Origin of the sequence: Natronospira proteinivora (assembly GCF_024170465.1) — a bacterium.
GTDB lineage: Bacteria > Pseudomonadota > Gammaproteobacteria > Natronospirales > Natronospiraceae > Natronospira > Natronospira proteinivora.
This window is the reverse complement of the sequence record NZ_JALJYF010000001.1, coordinates 1,276,041-1,301,122: the sequence shown is the minus strand read 5'-3', so window position 1 is coordinate 1,301,122 and position 25,082 is coordinate 1,276,041. Positions and strand designations below refer to the sequence as shown.

Genomic DNA, 25,082 nt, shown 5'->3' with positions numbered 1-25,082 from the left:
CGATGGTACTGGTGATATAGACGACCTCCCGGGGTGGTGTTTATATTTTAGTAACGCTCAATCATGATTCTGGGCGTAAAGGGGGGGATGCGTTCATTGAGTCAATATGTGGGGCTGGCAATGGTGGCCGCCCTTACTGGTTGTGGCTTGGTCAGTGACGCGGATGAGTTCCGTCGGGATGGTCCCACCTCCGAACCTCTGAAACGAATCTACACGGCCTTGGCGGAGGAAGTGGCCTCGCCCCGGGCCTGCTACCTTTCGCTCCACCCTTCACAGCGTCTGCACCTGGTCTAGCGACATGGCCTGTGCCATGGGCTCACTGTGAGTGACCACGATCAGGGTACCCCGGTACTGGCTCAGTACTTCTGCCAACAGTGTCTGGCTTTCCAGGTCCAGATGGTTGTCGGGCTCGTCGAGCAGAATGAGTTGCGCCGCCTCGGGGCCCATCAGGCTGCAGGCCAGTGCCACCTTCAACTGCTCGCCGCCACTCAGTTGTGCCACTGGCTGCAGAGCCAGATCACCACGCAGTTTTAACTGGGCCAGCCGGTCCCGATAGGCGGCATCCGACCAGCCCGGATTGAGTCGCCGGAAGTTCGCCAGCGCGCTCTGATCTGAGGTCAGCAGCGTCAGGTGCTGGTCCAGCCTCAGTAAGGTGCCACGCTGTTGAATGTCTCCACTGACGGGTTCGATGTCACCACTGATGACGCTCAGCAGTGTCGATTTGCCGCTGCCATTGGCTCCCCGCAGCCACCAGCGCTCGCCGCTCATCACTTGCCAGTTCAAAGGTTTCGTATTCTCGATCCACGGCAAACGGACACTCCTTAGGGCCAGCAGCCAGCCGGTTATGGGGGGCGGTTCCGTGAGCGGGAAGGCCAAGGGGGTTTTTCGCTCCAGTACGGATTCAGCGGCCTCGAGACGTTGTTGTTCCGAATCCAGTACGGCCTGATGTTTTTGCGCGATGCGCCCGCCCGTTGCCTCGCTGCGATCCTTGCGTGCGTCGAGCAGGATCTTCGGCATGTCGCCCTTGCGTGCCTTGGCCTTCCCCTTGGCGGCCCGCTGTTCGTGGCGTTCACGCTCGAGTTGTTGCTGCTGGCGCTCCTTTCTCAGGGTCTGGCGCGCATGCTGTTTGTCGTGCCGCGCTTTTTCGATCAACTGGGCGCGAGTCCGCTGATATTCAGCAAATCCCTGACCATGGCGTTGCAGGCGGCCTTCCCGGAGTTCCAATAGCTGCGAGAAGCTGGCCAGCAGGCCCTGATCGTGCGTGATGACCAGGGTGCCGGCATCGCGCTGCTTGACCCAGTCGGCCAGCCACTGACGACCGGACTGGTCCAGGTGATTGGTGGGCTCATCCAGTATCAGGTAGGTATCGGGCAGGCGGGACAGTTTCATCAAGTGCAGACGGGTGCGCTGGCCGCCGCTCAGTGAGCTGACCGGTTCGGACAGTATGTCGGTGGGCAACTGGAACTGTGCCAGCTGGGTCTGCAGCTCGTCTTTCAGGGTCCAGCGGTCATTCAGAATGGATAGGTCATCTACACGCCCTTCGCCGGCTAGCAGTCGTGCCAGTGCCGCCAGTGCTGTCTCGACACCCAGAAAGGCAGCCACGGTGCGCGGGTCACGCTGCTCGGCAGCCTGCTGCGGCAGAAAGGCTACCGGCACCTGATGCTGTACCAGACCAGCAGTCGGGCTGCGCGTCCCGGCCAGACACTCGGCCAGTACGGTTTTGCCAGCGCCATTGGGACCAATCAGCGCCACGGGCGCTGCTGCCAGATGCACATCCAGTGCCTGGAAAACGGGGGGATTTGGATCAAATGCAACGGTTAGATCCGTTGCGGAAATACAGGCCATAGCCATGGACAACACCTCTGTAACACCACAAGAAGGAATGGGGTTCAGAGTGCTGACTTCATTGGCATGACTCCTGTATTGGAAAGCAGGGATAAGCAGATGCAAAGTCTAGCCGAAGGCACGAACGACGGCAAGTCAGCCGGACTCCTGGTAACGCGCTGACGGCGAATCCGGCCGAGTCAACCGAATCAGGGCTATTTGATGTCGGTGGTTGATGGTGACGCGGTTTCTCAGGGTTTCCATGGTCGTTCAGCGATCAGTGTCGAATGTAGGCCGGACATCCTTGACGTCAACGATACTGTTAACTATAAGTATGTTGGAAGAGTATATGTGAGCAATTTAACTCAACTCATTTGAGTTTGGAGTATTTCACAATGAAAGGCTCGTGTTTGGTATAGGGGTTAAAAGGAAGTTTGAGGATAAGGAGAATCACATGATGAATAGCAGAACGACTATCACCTGGATTACGCCAGTGGCAATGCTTTTTCTTTTCGCGCTGCCTTCAATGGCTGAAGAGAAAGCCGGAACAATGGATTTCGCAATTGGGGCAGAGGTTACAGTCGACGGTGTAGGTGCGATGCCGCTGTCCGTTGGGCTTGCGTCAGATGAAGAGGCGCGGATGTCCATTCGAGATCCCATCAATCCCTCGGGGCAGTTGCGCCTCCACACCACTTTGGTGGGCATCGAGCGGGATGAAGATGGTGTAACCTTGTTCACCGTAGACTGGGAATTGCATCGAAGCACCAGTGACCGTGACATTCTCCTCGGAGCCGGCACGGTCAGTTCCGCCGAGGGGGAGCCAGCCCACCTCAGGCAGGACGGAGCTATCGATTCTGAGCTAGATCCGGAGGGTCTTGATCGAGGCGTTTTCGAAATCCTGTTTCTTTTTGAAAGAAATAGCAATCCGGCAGAGACTCTCGAGAAAATATCCGACGCTTCGGGATAATATCTCCGACACTCCGGGATGCCTTGATGAGACCCCTGTTCCCTTTGTTTTTGCTCCTGTTAGCTCTCCCTCTGCCGAGTTTGGGGGAGCAGGGAGCCGTCAATAATTCCCTCTCGATCGGGCCGTGGAAAGGCACCAAATTTAGAATTCAAGTCCTGAAAGAGGGTGGCTGGTTCCCGGCGTCACCCAGTCGCAGCGGAATCTACCTGCCCGGAAGCGATACCTTCTCCGGGAGCTCCGAATACCCCTCCGGGGACCGCATTCATGTCCACGCGAATCACCAGCTACGCCCGACCTTCCTTTGGGTCAAGCTCGAAAACGATCGGAGTGTGCAAGGTGGTGAAATTATTTACATCAGCAATACACAGCTTACCCAGGGAACCCTGATCCGTTTGGATGATGGCCAGTCGGACGCTTTGGGTGCCGTGTGGATTGACGCTTATTCTGCCTTTCAGGCGTTCGTGCCCAATCAAAGAGAACTGAACTAGGGAGTGAGCAAAAGAGGGGTTAATATAAGGACACCTACTCCCAGAGTTACCTGCCTACCTATATGAGCAGGACAACGTCCATGGCGGCCTAACGGAATCTTTAAAAAAGCTCAATGTAGAGACGATTACGGACAGAAACCGATCGGAAAATGGGATCGGGCTTTCCAAAGCCTGCGCTCAACGCATCTCTCAACGGCATCGCGACCCTGCACGATATTCGCCGGCCACGCCCCACCAAGCATCTGCGCATGTTTGATGGCGCAATCGATAGTGTTGATTGCGTGCGTATTGCGGTGCTGGGTACGGACGGTGCCATCGGCAAACGGACCACCTGTACGCTGCTCATCCAGGCACTGAACAAGGCTGGTATTCACACCGTGATGGTGGGCACGAGCCAGACGGGCTTGATGCAGGGTGCCGCCTATGGGGTGGCGCTGGATGCCATCCCTGCTCAATTGGGCGTCGGCGAACAGGAAGGGGCGGTGGTCGCCGCTTATGAAGGCGAGCATCCAGAGGTCATCGTGATTGAGGGGCAGGGTGCATTGAGCCACCCAGCCTATCTGAGCTCGACGGTGGTGCTACGCGCCAGCCGCCCTCAGGCCGTGATCATGCAGAATGCGCCGGCCCGCCGGATGCTCAGTGACTACCCCAAGGTGCGGATGCCATCGCCCGGCGCATATCGCTCATGCCGCATGTGCGGCTTGTCGGCCTCGGAACCAACCTGGCTTGCCGGGCTGGCGTGGCACCCAATGCCGAGAATATGAGTGAACTGTCGGCACTCGCGTGCCAGATCGAGGTCAAGCTGGGTCTGGATCTGCCCCTGATTTCCGGGGGCAACCGGCGAGACCGCCTTCGGGGTGGCGATGCAGCTGGGAGAGCGGGGCACGGTGATTCAGACCATTGCTGCCATCGGGCGGCAAGATGTCGATCCGGACGGTCTCGTTCCTCCGACGGGTGTCAGGGTACTCGCCGCCAGCAGCGATCACTTGGTGCTTGAAACCGAATGCCGCCTGGCACCCGGCACCGAGCTTCGATTCGGTTTAGGCTACTCCGCCCTGCTGCGGGTGATGACATCCCCCTTCGTGACCACTGACTTTGCCACTGAGACCCACCCGCCTTCCTTGCTTCCCTCACACCCGCCACGCTTTTCTCCGTTTCCTGTTCGAACGACAATGGCCACCCATGACTGGAAAGAACTCCCTTACAGCTAAGTAATCGGCACTTGGGGATGCGGCATTGCCGGATTGTCGGCATTGCTTACAGGAACTATCCTTGAGCTGTAGTAAGGCCAGCCGATATCCGCCGGACTGCGTCAGTAATCGGAGCCGACTCATGTTGAAACTGCGTTGCTTGGCAGGGCGTATTCTCGTGGCGATTGCCGCTATGGTTGCCGTCATGCTCGCCGCCTTTTCGGTGCATGCGGAAAGCCCGTCGGCCGTGGAATGGCATGCGCCGATAGAAGTCGACAGTGGCGATGCCCATCAGGGGTCCTGGCGGATGAATCGTTCGGATTTCCGGTATGTGGATGATCCTGCGGTCGCCGTCAACGACGACGGCATCACCGCCGTGGTCTGGGCGAGGCAGTCCCGCCAGGATCTCTACCTTCAGCTTTTTGATGAGCAAGGTGAGGCACTGCTTGATTCGCCGACCAATATCTCGCGCAGCTCGGATACCTTTTCCTGGCTGCCGCGTGTGGTATTGGGCGAGGGCGAGAGTCCGGCAGTCCATGTGCTGTGGCAGGAGATCGTCTTCTCGGGTGGTAGCCACGGGGGCGAAATCTTTTATGCTCGTTCCCAGAACGGGGGCGCTGAGTTCAGCGAGCCGCAGAACCTCTCCCAGATCGAGGCAGGTGCCGGTAAGGGGCGCCTGGATCGAGATACCTGGCAGAACGGCAGTCTTGACCTGGTCCGCGATGCCTCGGGTAATTTGCACGCGGCGTGGACGGAATACGAGGGGCGGCTCAAGTACGCCCGCGCGGTTCCGGATGATTTTGAGTTTGAGGCGCCTCGACACATTGCTGGCGACGATGACCGCCCGGCCCGCGGGCCGTCCCTGGCGGTCGATGGTGATAGCGAGGTCGCGCTGGCTTGGTCCGTGGGGGAGACCCGTGAGGCGGACATCCATATAAGCTATTCGGAGGATGGCAGCGACGATTTTTCGGAACCGGAGAAGGCAGTATCCGGACCCGGGCACGCCGATGCCCCATCCATTGTTTTCGACGGGGAGGGCGTGCTCCATCTGGCTTACGCCGAGGCGGCTGAGGGTCCCGGTGGGGCGTATGCCATTCGCCACACGCGGGCGGACTCGCCATCCCAGTCATTTGGATCTGTGAGCACCATTTCGGAGCCACCACCCCGGGATAATGACGCTCAGGCCCATTTCCCGGCCCTGCGTATCGACGGGGCTGACCGATTACATCTGGTCTGGGAGCTGTATCCGGAGGGTTGGCCCCGTTCCCGGGGGCTTGCCTACACCCGGGCGCCGGCGGACGGTGAATTCAGTCCTCCGGCCCTGGTGGAAGGCACGGGGGATCCCAGCGACGGCATCAACGGCAGCCTGCAGGGGCTTTTCATGCAAAAGCTCGCTGTCACCGCCGACGGCCTCCCGGTGGTGGTCAACAGTACCTTTCGTGAAGACGAAGAAAGCCGTATCCGCTTGATCCGGGGCGAATTGTCGGACTCGGAGTAGTACAACCCACTCGTGATCTGTTCCCGACCCGCTCACCGTCTTTAATTCTCTGTTCTCTCATTTCCCGGAAGGCCGTATAGGTTGGCCGGTGTAGGAATTTGCCGGCCGACCGTTGGCGTAGCGAGAGGGCGCTGTGCCTGGTATTGATTAAGGCATTGTCTCGTAGAAAGGCGATCGGTTCTTGTTTGAACATGTACAAGTGCAGTTGTGACAGGCGGTATTGAATGCGGGGACAGAAGGAAGCTGCTATGCCGGTTTATGATTGACTAGGGATCTGTCACCTGCCACCGTCAAATTGCCGCTAATGGCAAACCCGTCGAAAGGCGGGGACGCAAAGTCACCGGTCTACGGAGCTTGGGCTCTAGGACAGCGGAACTGCCGGCACATCATCAGCCACCACGTCTTCATTTCTTTGAAACGACGTGTTGCCGGGGGTGTTTCATTCCCCTGTTGCTGTGTCACTTCAGTTTACGCCTTCCAGGTTCCCTGCCGGCATGATTGTCAATTGCGACGGTCCTTTCCCGTCGACAGACAAGGTTCCAGGAGGAACGCTATGAAATATCGCCTGCTTGCAATTTCCGCCGCACTGGCAACTGTTTCCAATGTTGCTCTGGCTGACACCGACACCTTGACCGTCAGTGCCGAGGTGGATTCATCTTGCGTGGTGACCGCCAATGACCTCGATTTTGGCACCATCAACGTGCTTTCGGCCGACCCGGTTGAAGAGACAACGACCATTGATGTGACCTGTACCAGTGACACGGGCTATGAAATTGGTCTCGACCCTGGTAACTCCGGTGAGGTGAGTGCGCGTCACATGACGGATGGTTCGGATAACGAGCTCAATTACAACCTTTATCAGGATGCCGGGCATGGAGATGTCTGGGGTGATACCGAGGGCGACGATACGGTAGCCGATACAGGCACCGGCTCTGCCGAGTCCCACACGGTGTATGGCCAGGTTGCCGGGGGCCAGGATGACCTGCCGGCCGGCAGCTACGACGACACCATCAACGTCACGATCTACTACTGATTGGATGAGTTGACCGCGATGTTTCGTCTACACGATAAAGCAGCCCGGCTCATGGGAGTCGGGCTGCTATTGTTTTTGTTCGCGGGTATTGCCGGTGCCCAGAGCGTCAGTATTTCTCCGACCATCATCACACTCGGCGAAGACCGCGAAATTGGTACCTTTACGCTGTCCAATTCCGGAGATCGTGAAACCACTATCCATGCCCGTGTTTATCGTTGGGACCAGGATGATGGTCAGGATCGATTAACGGAAAGCCAGGATCTGCTGCTTGCGCCCCCCATCTTTGCGCTTGGGCCTGGCGAATCCCAGGTGGTTCGAACCGGTTTGAGGCGTTCGTTGCCCGGTGCGCAGGAGGCGAGCTACCGGGTCGAGTTCCAGGAAGTCTTACCGGATGCGCGAACAGGACCCGAGATGGGCCTGCGTCTGGCGCTTCAGATCAGTGTGCCTGTATTCATCGGGCCGCTGGAGCCGGGCAGCGCGGATCTGTCCTGGACTGTCCACTACGACCGTTCAGCCGGAGAAGCTGTTATTGCTGTGGAGAATCAGGGGTATGCACATGCACGACTCACTCGCATGGCCCTTGTCCACCAGGATGACGACCGGATTCTTGCCCAGCCGGGTCGTCAATTGAATTATGTGCTGCCGGGCGCCGCCCGTGAGTGGCGCATGCCGGTTGATCGGCAACAGGCGCGCCACGCGGTGCTCGAAGTCCGGGGACGTGCGGGTAGCGACGACATCAATGTCTCGCTGGACCTGGAATGATGCAACGGTTCGCGCAGCCGGAATACTCCTGTTTGGATTCAGCCTGACAGCGTTTTTCGGGCAGGCGGTGGCTGATGAGGTATCGCCGTCTGTTGGATCGGTTCCCGTTGAGCCGGTGTGTGAGTCCGATGTGGAAGAGCTCTGGCTGCGTGGCTCGCTGGATGGCATCGACCAGGGCTTCTATCTGCTTGTCCTGGAGCATATCAGCGGCCGCTTCCTGATTCGCGAGATGGACCTTGTCGAGTTGGGTCTTTCAGCGCCTGGCACTACCGTCTTCCGTTATCGGGGAGAAGTATTTGTTCCTGCCAGTTGGGTAGACAGTGGCACGTTCAATTTCCTTCCAGATGCTGGCCGCGCAACCATCCAGACACGTCCGGAGGACGAAGGGTACACACGGGATCCGTTTCCCGGGCAATGTCTCCCCGACGTGCCTGAGGAGTTTGAAGACCTGCTACTGACCGTTGAGGTGAACGAGCAGGCCCATGACAGAGTCGTCCGGGCTGTGCTGGGTCCGGACGGTATTGTCTACTTGGCAAGCCATGTCGTGGAGTCTCTTCGACTTCGGGTGGAGGGTCTGCCCGGGCGAACCCGGGATGGGTCGATATACCACCCTCTGGATGCCATAGAGGGACTCAGTTATGACCTGGACCAACGGCAGATGGCCCTTTCCATTGAGGCGCCGGCGTCCGCCTTTTCCCGAACCCACCTGCGTCCGAGGGAACGCCCACAGCGGGAAGCGCAGTCGTCTCCCGGTGCCTTCTTTAATTACGAGCTGTTCGCCGAACGTCGTTACCAGAACGGCGAACAGCAGACGGAATCCGTCGGGGAAGGCGGATTCTACGAACTCGGCATCTTTGGCGGGCGCGGGGTATTCACCACCTCCGGGCTTGCACGCAGCCGGGGTGACGAGCGGGAATGGATCCGTCTTGAAAGTGCCTTGCAGATTGATAATCCGGATCGCATGACCACGACCATTCTTGGCGACAGTCTCGGCGATCCCGGCAGCTGGGGTAATCCGGTCCGCTTCGGTGGGGTTAGCTGGGGTACGGATTTTTCCACCCGGCCGGAGTTCACCACTTTCCCTCTGCCTTCTATCACGGCGGAATCGCCCGCACCGGCCACTGTGGATGTATATGTCAACGAGATGCTGCGTCATCGGGAGGAGATTCCCGCCGGGCCCTTTGTGGTCGATGATATTCCCGTTGTCCGGGGGAGCGGTGAGGTGCGCCTGGTGACCCGCGATGTGCTAGGGCGGGAACATGTGATTACTCAGTCTCTGTACGCCAGCCGCCAGCTTCTCAGGCAGGGGTTGCACGAATACCAGTATTCCATGGGCCAGGTCCGCGAGGATTACGGGACAGAAAGTCTCGAGTACGGCGCACCGTTCGGTTTTGCCAATCACCGCTATGGCTTCACTGACTGGGCGACGGGCGAACTGCGTGTGGAGGCGGCGGATGACTGGCATACCATCGGCCTGGGTGCGAACATCGCGCTGCCAGGGGGCGGGGTGCTGGATTTGGCAATGGCCGGGAGCCGCGATGCCCTGGACCGGGAGGGTCTTCTTGGTCAGATCGGCCTGCAGCGTATCGGGCGTCATGTCAGTTTCGGCGCGCGCGTGAGAGAGACCCGGGACTACTTCACACAGCTGGGTGAAGCCAATATTGACGCAGAGCAATGGCGTGTCAGCAATGCCTTTATCGGCTTTAATCTGGGCCGGGCCGGGTCGATCAACTTCAGTTATGTAGAACGCCAGCGGGACGGTGAGGCGCAGCGCCTGGCCTCGGGGCGGTATTCATTGCGTTTTGGTCGTCATGCCTCCTTTCAGTTCAGCGCCATGCATCCCCTCGAGGAGGATGCCGAGTCCACACTCAGGGCTAGCCTCACTGTGCCTTTCGGCGCCAGAAGCGGGTTTTCGCATTCAACGCAACAGCGTGGTGAGCGTGAGCGTCACCGCACCATGATTCGCCGTAATGCACCCATCGACGGGGGCCTGGGTGTTAGAGCCCTGAGTTATCGTGGTGATCTGGAAGGGGAGGAACTGCATACCCACCTGCGCACCGGGGTCGGCAGTTATCGGCTGGATGCTTCCCGCTATGGCGATACCGAAACCTATCGGGGCCAGGCACGTGGTGGCATTGCTTTCCTTGGTGGACGGCCATTCCTATCGGACTGGATCTTTGGCAGTTTTGCGGCAGTGGAAGTCCCGGAGGGGGAGGGCATTCCGGTCTATCGTGACAACCTCCCCGTGGCCCATACCGGTTCCAGTGGCTGGGCCCTGGTGCCCGGTCTTCGGGCGTATGAGAACAACCGTATTCGCCTGGACGAGAGCGAACTCCCCATGTCCCTTAGAATCGAAGACAGTGTGAGGAGCAATGTTGTCCCGCGTCGGCGCAGTGGTGTGGTGGTACCCTTTGCCTTGAGCTCCGACCGAACCGCGTTGGTGGCACTGCAATTACCCGACGGTGAGCCGGTGCCCGCTGGTGCCAGGGTTCGGGTTAGCGGCCATGACAAGCAGCATCCGGTTGCACGAGAGGGTATGGTCTATATCACCCATCTGCCGGAATCCGCGCGTCTCGAGGCACAATGGGCGAATGAACGTTGTGCCGTGCAGCTGGAATATCCTGAAACCGATGATCCGATTCCGGAAGTGGGGCCACTCGTCTGCAGGTTATCTCAATGAAGACCCAAAACCGAAATCGTTGGGCATTTTTTGCCTTGGCGGGGCTGTTAGTCCTCCCGGTTCATGCGTCTCAGGCGGCCTGCACCTTAAGCGCCTCAGGCTTGATCTTCGATAATTACAGCCCCTTCTCCGCTTCGCCCGAAGATAGTGTCGGCGAGATTGTCGTCGAATGCGAAGAGGCCACGGCATACACCCTGGTCCTTGAGCCCGGAAACGGCACCTACCAGGATCGCTATCTGAGCGGCCCGGAGGATCAGCTTTATTACAATCTCTTTGTGGATGTGAATCGGATAACCGTATGGGGTGATGGCTCTGGCGATACGGCGGTGGAAAGCGGTAACCAGCAATACGAAGCCCATTCCGTGTACGGCCGTATATTCAGCGGGCAGAATGTCCGACCCGGGAGTTATCAGGACAGTATCGTGGTGCGGGTGGAATACTGAACTTGTGCTTTGATCCTGTTCAACAGCGACCTTGACCGCTCGATTCCCCTCTGAAAGTGGCTTCGGTCTTGCCCGGCTATTTCCTTCGTCTACCAACACGGTTTGAAGTCGCTGGATCAGTTCTGGTGGTTCTACCTCTCCGGTGCTATCAAATGCCATCTCCGAAGCGGTTTCCATTTCCATCGCATAGATCTCACCCCGGGAGCTGTTCGCGGAATCGCTTGATGACGGAAAGCCCGATGCCCCTCCATTTTCCCGTGCACTCGGTGGCGATTTTACTGAGTCTTGCCGATTCCATCCATATTCCATGGAACCCATCTACGGGTTCGGGCGTATGTGGGTATAGACAGGCGGAGATAAGGAAATGCCGACTGTCGTGGCTGCCCGGGCCATATTGAGCCGTGGTCCGGGCAGTCAGTTTTAATCAGGGAAGACCATGTGTTGGCGGAGACAGGAATGACGATGTGCCAGACAGGCGCAGGGCAGGATTGGCCCGATTGTAATCAGGAGGGAGGCCTATGATCGCCTGGGTTGTGATCTTTTTCATCATTGCCATTGTTGCGGGCGTTCTCGGATTTACCGGGATTGCCGGTGCGGCTGCTGAAATCGCCAAGATCATTTTTGTGATCTTTTTGGTCTTGCTGGCGATTTCCCTTGTGGCCAGCGCGCTACGAGGGCGTCCCCCACTTTAGCCAATGCACTCATCATTCGCCGAAAATGGTAGGGAAGGAGAACGCATGATTATGTCAGAGAAAATCATTTCATTGATCACAGGTATATTTTTGCTCGCTTCAACGGGAGCGGTGACTGCCCAGGCAACGGCCGAGGATCCATTGGATCAGGAGCTCCGTGGCTATGTGGGTGGTGGCTTCGGTTATTACCGGCTGGATGACGAGGACTTCCTGGACGAAGACGATGAGCTCAGGGATAACCGTGCTGCCTGGCGAGTCTTTGGCGGATTGGAATTCAATCGAATTTTTTCACTGGAAGTGGGCTACAACGACTTCGGTGAAACCAATGATGGTGAATTGAGTCTGGATGCCGACGGTTGGACCATTGCCGGTGTCGCCGCCATCCCAGTCTCGCAGTGGTTCGCCCCCTATGCCCGGGTTGGGCAGATGTACTGGGACCGGGAACGCTCCATCGGCCCGATTTCCCACAGTGATGATGGGGATGACATGTTCTATGGCGTGGGTGCCCGTTTTACCTTGAGTGAGACCACCGATCTGCGCCTGGAATATGACCGTATGGCCATGGACGACACGGATCTGGATCTGGCCGCTCTTTATGTCCAGTACCGTTTCTGATCAGGGACTGATCATTTTTTCAAACCTGAAGTAAATGGAGAGCATGAAGCAAAGGAGGCAATCATGAAGTATCACGATTTTTTCAAGTTTTCTGCAGTTTCCGGTCTGGCATTGATGCTGGGAGTAAGTCTGATAGCCAATGGTCAGTCCGATGACATGGGTGAAGAAACATTCGACGAGGACACCTTCTTTTCGGATTCCCCGGAAAACACCATTCACGCGGATAAGCTGATTGGTCAGGAGGTGGAAAGCAAAGTCGAGGATGAGTCCATCGGTTCCATCAACGATCTTATCCTGAGTGATGATGGTGAAATCGTGGGTGCCCTGGTCGGTGTAGGCGGGTTCCTGGGTGTTGGAGAGAAGGATGTTGCCATCGCCTGGGATGCCTTGGAGATCCGCCCGGATGATTCCGGCCGGGATATCCATGTGGAAGCCGAAGCGGACGAGGAATCTCTCAGGCAGGCTGTTGAATATGAAGCGCAGTGACCACTGAACGGTCATGTCCTGGGAGGAAAGGGACTTCACCCAGCAGGGGCAGGCATTCTGCCCCTGCTGCTTGCGTTTCGGCCCCGGAAACGTGGGGACTTGACGGGATGGTATTAAAATGGGAAAAGTAGCCAATGAAGCTGTGGAAAGATGGCGCCGACTCTGTGGGGCTACACCACCGAGACGACGTATCTGGCGTTCTTGCTATTCCGTACGGCGAAGGCGGTCGATCGGGGCAGATTGGAGGGGGCCGACTTTAAATGAAACATTTTCGCTCCCTGATTACCGTGGAAATACCGCATCTGCGCCGCTATGCAAGGGCATTGGTGCGAAATCCGGAAGAGGCGGACGATCTGGTCCAGGCTTGCCTCGAGAAGGCCTTGGAGCGGTCGGCGCAATGGGATGCTTCAAAGCGGCTTCGGCCATGGCTGTTTCGCATCCTGCATAACCATTTCGTTTCTTCCGTGCGACGCCGGGATCGGGAAAACCGATTTCAAAGCCATTATCCGGAAACGGATGGCATACCGGCCAATCAGGAATACTCAGCGGATCTGGAGCGGGTTCATGATGCGGTTTCCCAATTACCGGCCGACCAGCGTGATGCATTACTGCTGGTGGCGGTATCGGGGCTTTCCTATGAGGAGGCCTCGTTTACTTTGTCGGTCCCGGTGGGGACTGTCCGTTCCCGCTTGTCCCGTGCCCGTGAAAACCTGAGAGTGGAGATTAACTCGGGGTCCTTAGGCAATGTCTCCGAGGAGGGTGGGTTATGACGTATGACGGCGAACAGGAAGGACAGATCGATATCCGAACCCTGAGTGCGTATCTGGACGATGAGCTTGATGCGGAAGAGCGTCATCAAATTGAGCAGTTACTTCGCCAGTCTCCGGATGCACAGGCCCGCCTAGAAGCCTACCGCCTGCAGGAGGAGACCCTGCGTACGGAACTGTCGGGCGTGCTTGAAGAGGCGGTGCCTGATCGACTGCTGGAAACCGTTGACGAGTCAAAGCCAGATTCAGCAGCCCGGGAAACTGTTGTCGGTCGGCCCTGGCGGCGCTTCTTTTCTGTAGCGGCTGCTGCGTCGGTGGGGCTTGTCGTCAGTGCAGTGGCGGGTTGGGTAACGCATGGAATCGTGGTGGAGCGCCAGGCGGAGCAACTGGCCTTACAGATGTTTCTGCATGAAGCAGTTAGTTCCTATTCAATTCTTGCACGTGAGGATTCCCCCTGGGCCGGATCGGGGCTGGAGGAAAGCCTGGGTAGCTTCGGTGAGCGATTGAAGAGTGAACGTGAACTCGACATCTTCGTCCCTGACCTGGAGGAGGAGGGCTTCTCATTTGTGGGGGCTCGGGAATTGCCGGCCGCCCGCGGCCATTCCGGCCAGCTCATATACGAGGGGGAGGACAAGGGCCGGGTGGTTTTGCATTTTACTTATGTGGATAGCCCCGGGCGGCATGGCGTCTCCCGTGCCACCAGTGGTCCCAGAGGGGCCGATGGGTCTTATGTTGAACAGGATGATGTCCCCATCTACTACTGGAGTAGCGGCTCCGGTTCCGCCAGCTATGCATTGCTGGGCGGCTTGGACAAGGAGCAAATTACTTCGCTCGGCGAGACCTTGTTGGGACAGTTCGAGTAAGCCCATCAGATGTCCCGTTGGGTGCGAAACCATGGTTCTATCCGGTCTGGGTAAGGCTAGTATTCATCCGTCGACACAATGCGCCAGGCGAACGATAGCGGGAGGCTCTGAACCTCAAAACCCATTTCCCTGAGCCATTGGGCGATTATCAGGTTGGATTGGTGGGCCAGCCAGTAGCCGCTGGGGTAGGACACGAATGCCATGGCGAATTCGGTGTTGTAGGTCGGCTCTTCGTCTGCTTCTTCGAAATGGCTATCCAGACGCTGTTTTAACGCCATGGCCTTTTCGGCATCGGCCTTGAGGGGGTGCACCCGGGATATACCTTCCGGCGCGAGTTTCTCCAGGCCTTCTCTGCCGTCCACGTCCGGGTGTTGGCCGCGGCCCAGGCCGCTGGCGGTGGGCCAGAACAGGGCGGCCGTGCCTGAGAGGGGGTGGCGCCGCCCTTGGACACACCAGCGCCAGTCGCAGTACTTGTAGCGGACCATGCCGCCGGACTGCCGGGGCAGTGCCAGGCTGGAGTGGGGGCCGTGGTCGAGCAGGTAAATTTCCATCGAATCATCCGGCTCGGGCGGCGGGCTAACCCGGCCGGCGCAGCCGCTGAGCAGAAGGCCAAGAAGGCTTATGGTCAGGGTGATGCCGATTGTTCGGGTTGTACCGTACATCTCACCAGGCCAGCCAGATGCAGTGTTTGGCGCCTTTGCCCCGGTGGGCGCGGACGGTGCATTCCTCCACCTGAAATCCGGCCCGGCGCAGGCGCTCGCTGAAATTCCGGTCTTGCCCGGCGGACCAGACGGCCAAGACGCCGTCGGGACGCAGGGCCTTCTGGGCGGTGGCCAGGCCGGCATCGGAGTAGAGCCCGTTGTTTTCCTTGCGGGTCAGGCCTTCCGGGCCGTTGTCCACGTCCAGCATGATGGCATCAAAGCCGCCCACTTCCTGCTTCAGCACTTTTCCCACATCGCCCAGAACGACTTGGGTTCGCGGGTCATTGAGTGGGTAGTCGGAGGCCGATCCCAGGGGGCCATGGTTCCACTCCACCACACCGGGGACCAGTTCCGAGACGACAGCTTCGGCGTCTTTCGACAGACTGTCCAGGGCCGCGCGCAGGGTGAACCCCATGCCCAGGCCACCGATCAGTACTCGAGGCTTTTTCCGCTGGGTGATGCGGCGGCAGGCCAACTCGCCCAGGGCATCTTCCGAGCCGTGCAGGCGGGTGCTCATCAATTCGCCGGTTTTGCCGGCAATCTTGATGGAGAATTCGTCATTGCGCTGCAGCAGGCGGAGTCGGGTGCCTTGGCCGGGGATATCCGCCGTCCCAATTTCCATGAATTTAGCCATGAAGTCAGTTTCCGTCAGGGGTTTCCGGTCTTCTGTCCCACATTGCCTGGGGTTGTGAATTGATACTAATTCAGTGTCCCAGGGTAGGCCGAGTTTGAATCCGGGCTTTGCGCCGGTGTGGTTCCTAAGGATACCGCAGGAGGGGGCGCGGTTTTGCCAGCTTTCTTGTGGCCAGAAAGAAATGGGCCCGCGTGATCGGAAATCACGCGGGCCCTGGTAGGCCGATTGCGGTTGGATAGGGGTCAGTGTGCTTTCAGCGTGTGCTGGCTTGACAGCTCATTCAGGGTCACTTCCTTGACCATTGGGCCAGGCTTGCTGATCAACTGAACATCCGAATCGGTACCCGTGTCATGACCCATGCGGCCGTGACTTATACGCCCTTCGGCGAACACCCAGAACTGACCCTGTAGTAGGTGCTTTGTTTCGCTGTCGAGTACTGCCGGAGCATCCACATGAGTTGCAAACCGCTGATCGGTTCCTTCAGCTTCGATCCGCCCGTAGAAGCGTACCTGCCTTTCGGCCATGCCGCGCTCAACCAGGATGGTGACATCACCGATTATACGATCCTCCCCATGGAGGTCGTAGACAACACGTTCCTCAGTCTGGATCGCCGCTTTGTTTATAATATCCCCGATTACCGGCAGCTGTTGGCCAGCTGCTGAGAAATGATTCTCGAGATTGGATGTCGGGCTAGCGTAGGTCACGGCCTTGGCTGAAGATTGGTCCCCGTCGACCTCTTCCAGTTCGATCTCTACGTCCTCCGGATCGAGATAAACAGTCAATTCGTATTCAATCTCCTCATCCGATGCGTTGGATACGAGGATTCTGTACTCATTCTCGCCGAAATTGTTTATGCTGGCTTCATGAGATCCGGATCCACCTCTTGAACTGCTACCCCCATCAACCCGGGATAAAGTCAGCGTGTACTGATGCCCGACTTCTTCTGTGGTGGCATATACTACTTCTGCATCTTCAGGCACGGTTGCAAGATATTCATCGGTTTCATCGGGATCCAGAACACCACTGGTCATTGCCTCATGTCCGTCGATCACAATGCCATGGTCGCTACCTTCGCCGTTGCCACTCGGATCGCCGTTATCATCGCCGTTGTCGTCACCATTGCCATTGTCACTGTCACTGCCACACGCGATGAGAGTGATGGAGAAAACAGCTGCGATGAGTACGATCCATATGGGTCTGTGTGATTCTTCCTGTGTCATTTTGCCTCCCTCCTTTTCGAGATCATTCTTCCGTATTGCTTCCCCTCCAGTGGCCATCATGGGTCAATTTCCTTGCCAGGCCATTGAGGCAATCCCGGGGCGGTGGCAGGCGGAGGGCCTGCCTGGGGCTCTCGAGATTGGCGTCGAGGCTAGCAATCGAATAAACGGCTAAACAACGGTGTAAATCCTTATCGTCATATAAGATGGGGAAAAACAGTTGCTTGGGGATCACGGAGGGGCTCACGTGGGGGTGAATACCCCCCCTGCATTTTCCGGTCTTAATGATGGCCATCGCGCCGTTGTTCCCGCGCTCGCTGCAGCCTTGTTTACAGCCCGATGGCAAACAATCCCAGGCATAAGACCAGGCCGGCCAGGGGTACGATGACCGTGAGGGCACCCACCGGGGCGTAGGCTGCGGCATGGGTTTCCTTGCAGATGGCGCGGATGGTGGTAACCACGTAGCCATTATGGGGCAGGGAGTCCAGGGCACCAGAGGAAATGGCCACGGTGCGATGGAGTTGATCGGGGTCCACGCCCTGGTCAATGTAGTGCTGGCCCAGGATGGGCAGGGCGATGGCCTGGCCACCGGAGGCGGAGCCGGTGAGGGCGGCGATCACGGAAACGGCCAGGGCGGCGGTGGTGAGGCCGGCGCCGGGAATGCCGGTAACCCAGTCCACGGCCGACTCGAAGGCGGGTGAGACGCGGGCGACGGAGCCAAAGCCCACCACCGCGGAGGTATTGCCGATCGCAATCAGGGCACCGATTCCACCATCGGTGAGCGCCTGACCCGGCGCCTTGAGATAACGGGGATTGGTCAGCGCGGCGCCGATGCAGCCGGCCAGCAGGGCCAGAATCAGGGCCGAGGTGCCCAGGGTGTCATGGGTGGTGAAGGAAATGCCCAACACCAGACTAAGCGGGATAATGGCCAGGCCCGGATGGGGCAGGTTGTCTCGGCGGGTGGCGGTATCTTCTTCCCTTGTGTCGAATGTCTCCCCACGCTTGACCGCGCGTTTCAGCATCCAGGTCAGCCACCAGTAGCCGGTAGTGGCCATGAAGATGGCCACAATCAGGCTGGCTTCCCAGGCGGCCAGGGGGCTGGTTCCAAGGTGTTCAACGGGAATCCAGTTCTGAATCTCGGGCGAGCCCGCGGACGTCATGGTGAAAGTCACGGAGCCGAAAGCCAGGGTAGCGGGGATGAATCGGCGGGGCAGATTGGCCTCGCGGAACAGGCTGACCGCCATGGGGTAGACGGAGAAGGCCACCACGAACAGGCTGACGCCACCATAGGTCAGTACAGCGCAGGCCATTACGACCGCTAGAGCGGCCCGTTTTGTACCCAGATGATTGATAATCCAGTTGGCAACGCTCTCCGCCGAGCCGGAGGCTTCCATCATTTTGCCGAACAGGGAGCCGAGCAGGAAAACGAAAAACCAGGAGGCGATAAAGCCGGTGAAGCCCTCCATGTATTGACTGACCAGATCCATGTCCTCGGTTTCGGCCAGGGGAGGCAGCAGAGCCAGGCCGCTGGTAAGGGCCACAATCAGGGCACAGAAGGGTGTTGCCACGAACAGGCTCAGCCCGCGCATGGTGAGGTAGATTAGAAGCGTCAGTGCGCCCAGCAATCCGATGACACTCAGCATCCCGTGACTCCCGGTCAGGGTGATCTCACCGGGACCTGCCCGGTCGTTTCCCGGGAATCATGGTCGACTGTCCACCACGGGCGGCGAAACTGTACCAAAGTACAAGTTACACCCGGGGTGGTGGACTCTAGGCTCCATGAGTGTCAGGCAAGTCTGCAGGGGCATCGGCCGCTGCACCCGAGTCAGTGAACTTGAGGAGTCCACATGGATATCAAGCGACTTTCCGCATGCAGCTTGGTGAGTTTGTTGCTGCTGCCCGTTCCGGCCTTGACCGAAAGCGCGGAGGCGGAGCAGGAAGAGGTCCAAGGTCAAAGCCAAGGCCAAGCTGCCGATGAAGAAGCTCGTGATCTTGGGAGGGTGGCGGTGACCACCCGGCGGGTGGAAGAAACCCTCCAGGAAGTACCGGTGGCCGTGACTGCCTTCAGCAGCGAGGATATCCGAGATCTGCAGGCCGTACAGCTCGATGACATTCAAGGGGCGGTGCCCAACGTCAACATTGCCCAGGGCCGTGCATCGGCTAGTAGTGTGAATGCCTTTATTCGGGGCATTGGTCAGCCGGATGCACTGCAGAGCTTTGATCCGGGGGTGGGTATCTATGTGGATGATGTCTACATGTCCCGGATTCAGGGCGGGCTGTTCAATCTCTTTGATGTGGAACGGGTCGAGGTACTTCGTGGGCCCCAGGGGACACTCTATGGCCGAAACTCACCGGCGGGGGCCATTAAGCTTGTGACGCGCACGCCCGGGGAGGTTCCCGAAGCCATTGCCGAGGTCGGATATGGCGATTACGGCCGTTACAACGGTCAGTTTTATGCGGGCGGAGGCCTGGGTAATGACTGGGCTATGTCCGTCTCTGGCCTGGTTACTGGCATGGACGGCTATGTGGAAGATCCCATTTCCGGGCGCGACTTCAATGATGACGATAGCGAGGCTCTACGCGCCAAGCTTCACTATGATCCGGCAATGGATTTCAATCTGACCCTGAGTTGGGATTACACCCGTCAACGGGCAGCTGCCACCCTGGGCCAGCAACAGGAAGACCTGATCCAGGTTGATCTGGCCACGGGGGAAAGCACGGTGCTGATGTCGGCGCCGGAACAGGATTTTGATTTTCGTGCCTCCACGAATCTTGAGCCCGGGCAGGGCCAAGACCTGGACCACTGGGGTTTCAGTGCCAGCTGGGACCTGGGCTTGAACGAGTACTGGCGCATGAAAGGCATCAGTGCCTACCGGGAATTGGATACCGACTTCTGGCTTGATTTCGATAACTCTGAATTCTCGGTTACCGAATCTCTGGTGGCGCTGGATCAGTCTCAATTCAGCCAGGAATTTCAGTTCCATTACGATGGCGGCGACAACTTCCGGGCCGTGACCGGTCTTTTCTACATGGAGGAAGACGTGCCGTCCCATCAACGGGCTATCGCCGACGATGCCTTTACCTTTGCCGGCCAGCCCGTGGATTTCCTGCGCACCATTGATGACGACCTTCGCACCACCAGCTACGCCGTCTTTGGTCAAGGTACCTGGGATTTTGCCGAGCGCTGGCAGTTCTCCGCGGGTGCCCGTTATTCCAGGGACGAGAAGGAGTACTTCCGTACCACCACGACCTACTCCAACGTCGAGTTACTGGAAGAGATCTTTGCCTTCGAGGACAAGGACAGCTGGTCTGAAATTACGCCCTCATTCAGTCTGAGTTATGAGTTTGATGAGACCATGATGGCCTACGGCTCTGCCAGTCGCGGCTACAAAGCCGGGGGCTTCAATGGCCGTGCCAATGCGCCCGATGACACCGGGGCCTTTGATCCGGAAATCGTCGATACCTACGAACTGGGTCTGAAGGCCACCTTCCTGGATGGTCGCCTTCTGACCAACTGGGCGGTATTCCGCAGTGATTACCAGGATTTCCAGGCCCGGGTGGCCGAAGATATCGACAGCTTCCCGGTCATTAATGCCGGTGAGTTGCGGATCGATGGCCTGGAACTGGAGGCGGTGGCGCAGGTGGCGGATGACACCCAGCTTTCCATGCAGTTGGGCTTGCTGGATGCCCGCTACAAGGAATTTTTTGACGTCCGCGCCGATGGTGCCGACCGCTCCGATGATGTGGTGCCGTTTTCTCCCGATATGACTTTCCGTCTGGGGCTGCTTCACGACTTCCACTTGCCCAACGGCGGTACGCTGACCTTCAGCGGTGACACTCAGTATCGGGACGATACGGCGCTCAGCGTGGACAACCAGCCGCGCTTGTTCCAGGAAGCCTACTGGCTGTTTAACGCCCAGGCCCGTTACCGTACGCCGGATGCACGTTGGGAAGTATCGGCCGGTGTTCGCAACCTCAGCGATGAGCTTTACAAGGTGGACGCCCAGGAGTTCTCCAGTGTCGGTAATATCCAGGGGGCTTTCTTCGGGGCACCTCGCCACTGGATGGTGTCCCTGCGACATTATTATTGATTGGATGCCTTTGGCTGGTGACATGACGGCCCCGCGTTCGCGGGGCCGTTTGCTGTGAGGTATTCTGATGCTTCGCTTAGTGGGATGCTGAATTCATGACCCAGACGGTCACTATTGCCACTCTGATCCTGGCGGTCCTGGCCTGGCTGGGTCTACTCTTTGCCATGGCCTCCTTGGGCGAGCGGCCCAGTCGGCTTTGGCATCGAATCTGGCCCACGGTCTATGTTCTGTCCCTGGCGGTCTACTGCACCGCCTGGACCTTTTATGGCACCACTACCCAGGCGGCAGAGTTCGGCTGGCCGGTGCCGCCCACCTTTATTGGCACCATTCTGTTGTTTGTCCTTGGCTGGCCCTTCCTGGTCCGCTTGGTGCGGCTTAGCAAGCAGCATAATAGCACCAGCATCGCCGATTTCATCGCCAGCCGATTCGGCAAGAGTTCCTCCCTGGCGGCGGCCGTCACTGCTGTCGCATTGATTGGCCTGGTGCCTTATATCGCGCTGCAGCTCAAGGCCGTGGCCATGAGCTTCAGTGCCCTGAGCATGGGCGAGGTAGGAGGGGGCGAACCACCTGCCTGGCAGGATCTGGCGTTTTACGTGGCGGTGATCATCGCGGTGTTCGCCATGGTCTTCGGTACCCGCTGGGCGGCGGCCACCGCCCATAATCGGGGTCTGGTCTTTGCCATGGGCTTCGAGTCCCTGTTCAAACTGGCGGCCATGTTGGCCCTGGGGGGATTTGTCGTCTTTGTTCTTTACTCCGGGCCGGGGGATCTGCTCGCCAATACGCCGCGGCCGGAATTTCGCAACCTCGACAGCTTCTTCACCCTGATGCTGCTGGGTGCCCTGGCCATGTTTACCCTGCCGCATCAGTTCCACATCGGCATCGTTGAATGTCGTGATCCGGCCCACATGCGAACCGCCCGCTGGCTGTTCCCCCTGTTCCTGATACTGATCAGCCTGCCCATCCTGCCTCTGGCCCGGGCCGGTGGCGAGTTGCTGGGACCGGCTGGGGTGCCGCCCGATCTCTACGTGCTGCAGTTGCCAATGATGGAGGGGCAGACGGGGCTGGCACTGTTTGCCTTTCTTGGGGGGCTGAGCGCGGCCACTGGCATGGTTATTCTCGCCAGCCTCACCCTGTCGATCATGATCGGCAACCATTGGCTGACCCCCGCCCTGTTGCGGCACGCCGGCGGGCGCGAGGGGAAACTGCCCATTTCGGTCAGGACCCAGCGACGCCTGGGTATTCTGGTGGTGCTGCTGCTCGCCTATGGCTACAGCCGGGCCCTGGGGGTGGCCGAGCCCCTGGGGGATATCGGGGCGCTGTCCTTCTCCGGCCTTGCCCAGCTGGCCCCGGCGGTGGTGCTTGCCGTCTATCGTCCGGGCTTGCCCGACCGTGCCGTGCTTGCCGGTCTCATTGCCGGTATTGCGGTCTGGAGCTATGTCTTGCTGGTGCCGTTGGCGGTGGCCGCTCTGGGCTGGCCTGCGGGCTGGCTGATGAGTGGCCCATTGGGTCTGGCTTGGCTGGCACCGGAAGGCTTATTCGGCCTGGGCCAGCTTGATGTCTTGCCCCGGGCGGTGGCTAGCAGTCTGGCAGTAAACCTGGCCCTGATCTTTCTGCTGGCGCGCGTGCTTGGGCCGGGGCGGGCTCCCGCCGGACCTGTCAGCGGCATCGAGACTGAGACCCTGGAGACCATTGCCCGCCGTTTCCTCGGGAGCGAGCAGACCGCGCGCTTGTTCCAGGGCGGCAGCCAGGGCCGCAGCCTGGAACGCGCGGTGGAGCATGAACTATCGGCCATGGTGGGGGCCGCCTCTGCCCGGCTGTTGCTGGATGCGGCCCGCCAGCGCGCCCCGGCACCGCTGGATACGGTGGCGGACATGGTTGGGGAGGCTTCCGCCCGCGCCCGCTTCAGCCGTGAGGTTCTGTCCGGTGCGCTGGAAAACATGAGCCAGGGGGTGTGCGTGGTGGACGACCGTCTGCGCCTGGTGGCCTGGAATGGGGCCTACCTGGATCTATTCGATTATCCGTCCGAGTTGATTCAGGTTGGCCGGCCGGTTGCCGACCTGATACGTCACAATGCTCGCGCCGGTCTGCTGGCGGCGGGCGACGGTGAGGGTGCCATTGAACGCCGGCTGGCCCACATGCGTAGCGGATCCCGTTACCGCTCGGAGCGGGCCTGGCCGGATGGGCGGATCATTGAGATTCGTGGTAATCCCATGCCGGGGGGTGGTTTTGTGGCCACCTTCACCGACGTGACCGACTTCCGGCATGCCGAGGAGGCCTTGAGGCGGATCAACGAGACCCTGGAGCAGCGCGTGCAGTCGCGCACCGCCGAGTTGCAGCAGGCCAAGACTGAGGCGGAACGGGCCAATGAGGCTAAGACCCGTTTCCTCGCTGCTGTCAGCCATGATTTGGTTCAGCCGCTCAATGCTGCTCAGTTGCTGACCCATTCCTTGGCCCAGCGCCTGGAAGGCCGGGAGGAGGCCCACAGTCTTCAGCAGATCGACGGTGCCCTGGGGGCCACCGAGTCGCTGCTCAGTGGCTTGCTGGATATCTCGCGGCTGGATGCCGGGGGGCTCAGGCCACGCATCAACCGCTTCCCCATCAACGAGCTGTTCAGCCAATTGGCCGGGGAATTCTCTCTGATTGCCGCCGAGCGGGATTTGGACCTGCGTTGGGTTGCTAGTCGCGCCTGGGTGCGCAGTGATGCACAGATGCTGCGCCGTATCCTGCAGAATTTCCTGTCCAATGCCTTGCGCTATACCGAACGCGGGCGCGTGTTGTTGGGTTGTCGTCGACAGGATGAGGAATTACTGGTCGGCGTCTGGGACACCGGCCCAGGCATCGAGCCGGATTCGCGCGGCGTGATCTTCGAGGAATTCCGCCGTTTGCGCGCCGATGAAGCGGCACCGGGTTTGGGCCTTGGCCTGGCCATTGCCGAGCGTATGGCCCGCTTGCTTGGTCATGAACTGGTACTGGAGTCCGTGCCGGGACGGGGTACGCTCTTCGGGGTTAGAGTGCCGCGCGTGGCGCCCGGCGCGTCCAGCGAGCGCGAACCCGCCCGGGCCGGCCGGGATCGCCTGGACTGCCGGGCGCTGGTGGTGGATAACGATTCGGCCATGCTGGCTTCGCTCTCTGGCCTGTTGTCGGACTGGGGTTGCGAGGTGGAAGAGGCACGTGATGGTGAGGGAGCGGCGGCTGTCTGTCGGCGCGCATTGCCGGATGTGCTGGTGCTGGATTACCACTTGGACCGCAGTGAAACGGGCCTGGCGGTTCTGGAAGGTCTGCGTAAAGATTTCGGTGAGCTGCCAGCCATCCTGATCAGCGCCGATCATGGTGCTTCCCTGCGGCAGGCCGCGGCCCGGGCCGGCTGCGAGCTCCTCCACAAGCCCCTCAAGCCCCTGGCTCTTCGCTCCTTGCTGCGGCGCCTGATGTCGGCCCGGGCTCAGTCCGCGGCTTCGGTTTCCCGGCGTTCCTCGCCACCCTGATCAATGCTCAGCTGGCGGAAGGCCACGCCGGCCTGGGTGCGGTTACGTACCGCCAGCTTCTGAAAGATATCGCTCATATGGGCCTTGACGGTGCGTTCCTGGATACTGAGCCGGTCGGCAATCTGTTTGTTGAGATAGCCGTCGGCGACCATCTGCAGAACCCGGAACTGCTGTGGGGTCAGGCTGGCGATGCGGGCGGCCAGGTCTTCGTCCCCCCCGTGCTCCGAGGCCACGGCTTCTTCCAGTCCCGGTGGAATCCATTCCCGGCAATTCATGATGGCATCGATGGCTTCGGTGAGTTCTTCCAGCCCGGCACTCTTGGGAATGAATCCGGCTGCGCCATGATCCAGGGCCCGGCGAATAACCTGGGGATGTTCATTGCCGGAGACCACGACCACGGCTACGGAGGGGTACTCGCAACGGATCGCAGCCAGGCCCGCGAGGCCCTGGCTACCGGGCATGCGAAGGTCGAGCATCACAAGATCGGTATCCGGGTGGCGCGTCAGGCAGTCATGGGTCTGGGCCAGGTCCTGAGCCTCGATAAGCTCGGCATCAGGCAGACACTGGGCCAGGGCCTGGCTCAAGGCGGCCCGGAACAGGGGGTGATCATCGGCGATCAATACGCGTGGCATCGTTCTCCATTCACGGG

The 25,082-nt window shown here is 59.4% G+C and carries 23 protein-coding genes and 1 riboswitch; of the genes, 17 read left to right on the top strand and 6 right to left on the bottom strand.

Annotated elements, in window-relative coordinates:
- The first annotated feature begins 96 nt into the window (after positions 1 to 96).
- On the top strand, positions 97 to 294 hold the full coding sequence (locus J2T60_RS06130) for a hypothetical protein (RefSeq protein ID WP_253446842.1): 198 nt from the start codon (positions 97 to 99) through the stop codon (positions 292 to 294).
- Here J2T60_RS06130 and J2T60_RS06125 read toward each other — a convergent pair.
- Positions 271 to 1,851 carry an ATP-binding cassette domain-containing protein gene (locus J2T60_RS06125; protein ID WP_253446839.1) on the bottom strand — a complete coding sequence of 527 codons (1,581 nt, stop codon included), beginning with the start codon at positions 1,849 to 1,851 and terminating at the stop codon, positions 271 to 273. The two genes, J2T60_RS06130 and J2T60_RS06125, sit on opposite strands and share 24 nt — an antisense overlap.
- Positions 1,852 to 2,278: 427 nt before the next feature.
- Between J2T60_RS06125 and J2T60_RS06120 the strand changes: the two genes are divergently transcribed.
- The 14 genes from J2T60_RS06120 (at position 2,279) to J2T60_RS06055 (ending at position 14,308) form a co-directional block, all read left to right on the top strand.
- Entirely contained in the window at positions 2,279 to 2,791 is a 513-nt protein-coding gene (locus J2T60_RS06120) for a hypothetical protein (protein WP_253446836.1), read from the top strand.
- Positions 2,792 to 2,817: 26 nt separating this feature from the next.
- On the top strand, positions 2,818 to 3,279 hold the full coding sequence (locus J2T60_RS06115) for a hypothetical protein (RefSeq protein WP_253446833.1): 462 nt from the start codon (positions 2,818 to 2,820) through the stop codon (positions 3,277 to 3,279).
- A gap of 149 nt (positions 3,280 to 3,428) precedes the next feature.
- Positions 3,429 to 4,043 (top strand): DUF1611 domain-containing protein, encoded by a 615-nt coding sequence (locus J2T60_RS06110; RefSeq protein WP_253446830.1) that lies wholly within the window; start codon positions 3,429 to 3,431, stop codon positions 4,041 to 4,043.
- Between the two features lie 123 nt (positions 4,044 to 4,166).
- Complete coding sequence (locus tag J2T60_RS06105) at positions 4,167 to 4,490, top strand: hypothetical protein (protein ID WP_253446827.1); 324 nt, start codon at positions 4,167 to 4,169, stop codon at positions 4,488 to 4,490.
- Between the two features lie 121 nt (positions 4,491 to 4,611).
- Positions 4,612 to 5,967, top strand: a complete 1,356-nt coding sequence (locus J2T60_RS06100) for an exo-alpha-sialidase (RefSeq protein ID WP_253446824.1) — start codon at positions 4,612 to 4,614, stop codon at positions 5,965 to 5,967.
- Positions 5,968 to 6,263: 296 nt separating this feature from the next.
- Positions 6,264 to 6,350: riboswitch (cyclic di-GMP riboswitch) on the top strand.
- A 170-nt stretch (positions 6,351 to 6,520) separates the two neighbouring features.
- Entirely contained in the window at positions 6,521 to 7,000 is a 480-nt protein-coding gene (locus J2T60_RS06095) for a Csu type fimbrial protein (RefSeq protein WP_253446821.1), read from the top strand.
- A gap of 18 nt (positions 7,001 to 7,018) precedes the next feature.
- Positions 7,019 to 7,762, top strand: coding sequence for a fimbrial biogenesis chaperone (locus tag J2T60_RS06090; protein WP_253446818.1), 744 nt, complete (start codon positions 7,019 to 7,021; stop codon positions 7,760 to 7,762).
- Positions 7,740 to 10,442: a fimbria/pilus outer membrane usher protein gene (locus J2T60_RS06085; protein ID WP_253446816.1), complete on the top strand. Its 2,703-nt coding sequence runs from the start codon at positions 7,740 to 7,742 to the stop codon at positions 10,440 to 10,442. The genes J2T60_RS06090 and J2T60_RS06085 overlap by 23 nt, the downstream gene beginning before the upstream one ends.
- Positions 10,439 to 10,885 carry a Csu type fimbrial protein gene (locus J2T60_RS06080; RefSeq protein WP_253446813.1) on the top strand — a complete coding sequence of 149 codons (447 nt, stop codon included), beginning with the start codon at positions 10,439 to 10,441 and terminating at the stop codon, positions 10,883 to 10,885. The genes J2T60_RS06085 and J2T60_RS06080 overlap by 4 nt, the downstream gene beginning before the upstream one ends.
- A gap of 518 nt (positions 10,886 to 11,403) precedes the next feature.
- A complete protein-coding gene (locus J2T60_RS06075) occupies positions 11,404 to 11,577 on the top strand; it encodes a DUF1328 domain-containing protein (RefSeq protein WP_253446811.1) in 174 nt (57 codons plus the stop codon).
- 51 nt (positions 11,578 to 11,628) lie between these two features.
- A complete protein-coding gene (locus J2T60_RS06070; RefSeq protein ID WP_253446809.1) occupies positions 11,629 to 12,192 on the top strand; it encodes a porin family protein in 564 nt (187 codons plus the stop codon).
- Between the two features lie 63 nt (positions 12,193 to 12,255).
- On the top strand, positions 12,256 to 12,678 hold the full coding sequence (locus J2T60_RS06065) for a PRC-barrel domain-containing protein (protein ID WP_253446806.1): 423 nt from the start codon (positions 12,256 to 12,258) through the stop codon (positions 12,676 to 12,678).
- 260 nt (positions 12,679 to 12,938) lie between these two features.
- Positions 12,939 to 13,448: a sigma-70 family RNA polymerase sigma factor gene (locus J2T60_RS06060; protein WP_253446804.1), complete on the top strand. Its 510-nt coding sequence runs from the start codon at positions 12,939 to 12,941 to the stop codon at positions 13,446 to 13,448.
- The gene (locus J2T60_RS06055) at positions 13,445 to 14,308 is read left to right on the top strand and encodes an anti-sigma factor family protein (protein WP_253446802.1); all 864 of its coding nucleotides are present in this window, start codon (positions 13,445 to 13,447) and stop codon (positions 14,306 to 14,308) included. Before J2T60_RS06060 ends, J2T60_RS06055 begins: the two co-directional genes overlap by 4 nt.
- Positions 14,309 to 14,364: 56 nt before the next feature.
- Here J2T60_RS06055 and J2T60_RS06050 read toward each other — a convergent pair whose 3' ends face one another.
- From J2T60_RS06050 to J2T60_RS06035, 4 genes are all read right to left on the bottom strand, one after another.
- Entirely contained in the window at positions 14,365 to 14,859 is a 495-nt protein-coding gene (locus J2T60_RS06050; protein WP_253446800.1) for a hypothetical protein, read from the bottom strand.
- Positions 14,860 to 14,971: 112 nt separating this feature from the next.
- On the bottom strand, positions 14,972 to 15,643 hold the full coding sequence (locus J2T60_RS06045) for a spermine/spermidine synthase domain-containing protein (protein WP_253446798.1): 672 nt from the start codon (positions 15,641 to 15,643) through the stop codon (positions 14,972 to 14,974).
- A 242-nt stretch (positions 15,644 to 15,885) separates the two neighbouring features.
- Entirely contained in the window at positions 15,886 to 16,923 is a 1,038-nt protein-coding gene (locus tag J2T60_RS06040) for a hypothetical protein (RefSeq protein WP_253446796.1), read from the bottom strand.
- 266 nt (positions 16,924 to 17,189) lie between these two features.
- Positions 17,190 to 18,503, bottom strand: a complete 1,314-nt coding sequence (locus tag J2T60_RS06035; protein ID WP_253446794.1) for a GntP family permease — start codon at positions 18,501 to 18,503, stop codon at positions 17,190 to 17,192.
- Between the two features lie 204 nt (positions 18,504 to 18,707).
- Here J2T60_RS06035 and J2T60_RS06030 point away from each other — a divergent pair, with 204 nt between their 5' ends.
- Positions 18,708 to 20,951 (top strand): TonB-dependent receptor, encoded by a 2,244-nt coding sequence (locus tag J2T60_RS06030; protein WP_253446792.1) that lies wholly within the window; start codon positions 18,708 to 18,710, stop codon positions 20,949 to 20,951.
- 95 nt (positions 20,952 to 21,046) lie between these two features.
- Positions 21,047 to 24,433, top strand: a complete 3,387-nt coding sequence (locus J2T60_RS06025) for a NahK/ErcS family hybrid sensor histidine kinase/response regulator (protein WP_253446790.1) — start codon at positions 21,047 to 21,049, stop codon at positions 24,431 to 24,433.
- On the opposite strand, the gene J2T60_RS06020 is transcribed toward J2T60_RS06025, so the two are convergent.
- A complete protein-coding gene (locus J2T60_RS06020) occupies positions 24,391 to 25,065 on the bottom strand; it encodes a response regulator (RefSeq protein WP_253446788.1) in 675 nt (224 codons plus the stop codon). The genes J2T60_RS06025 and J2T60_RS06020 overlap by 43 nt on opposite strands.
- Between the last annotated feature and the right edge of the window lie 17 nt (positions 25,066 to 25,082).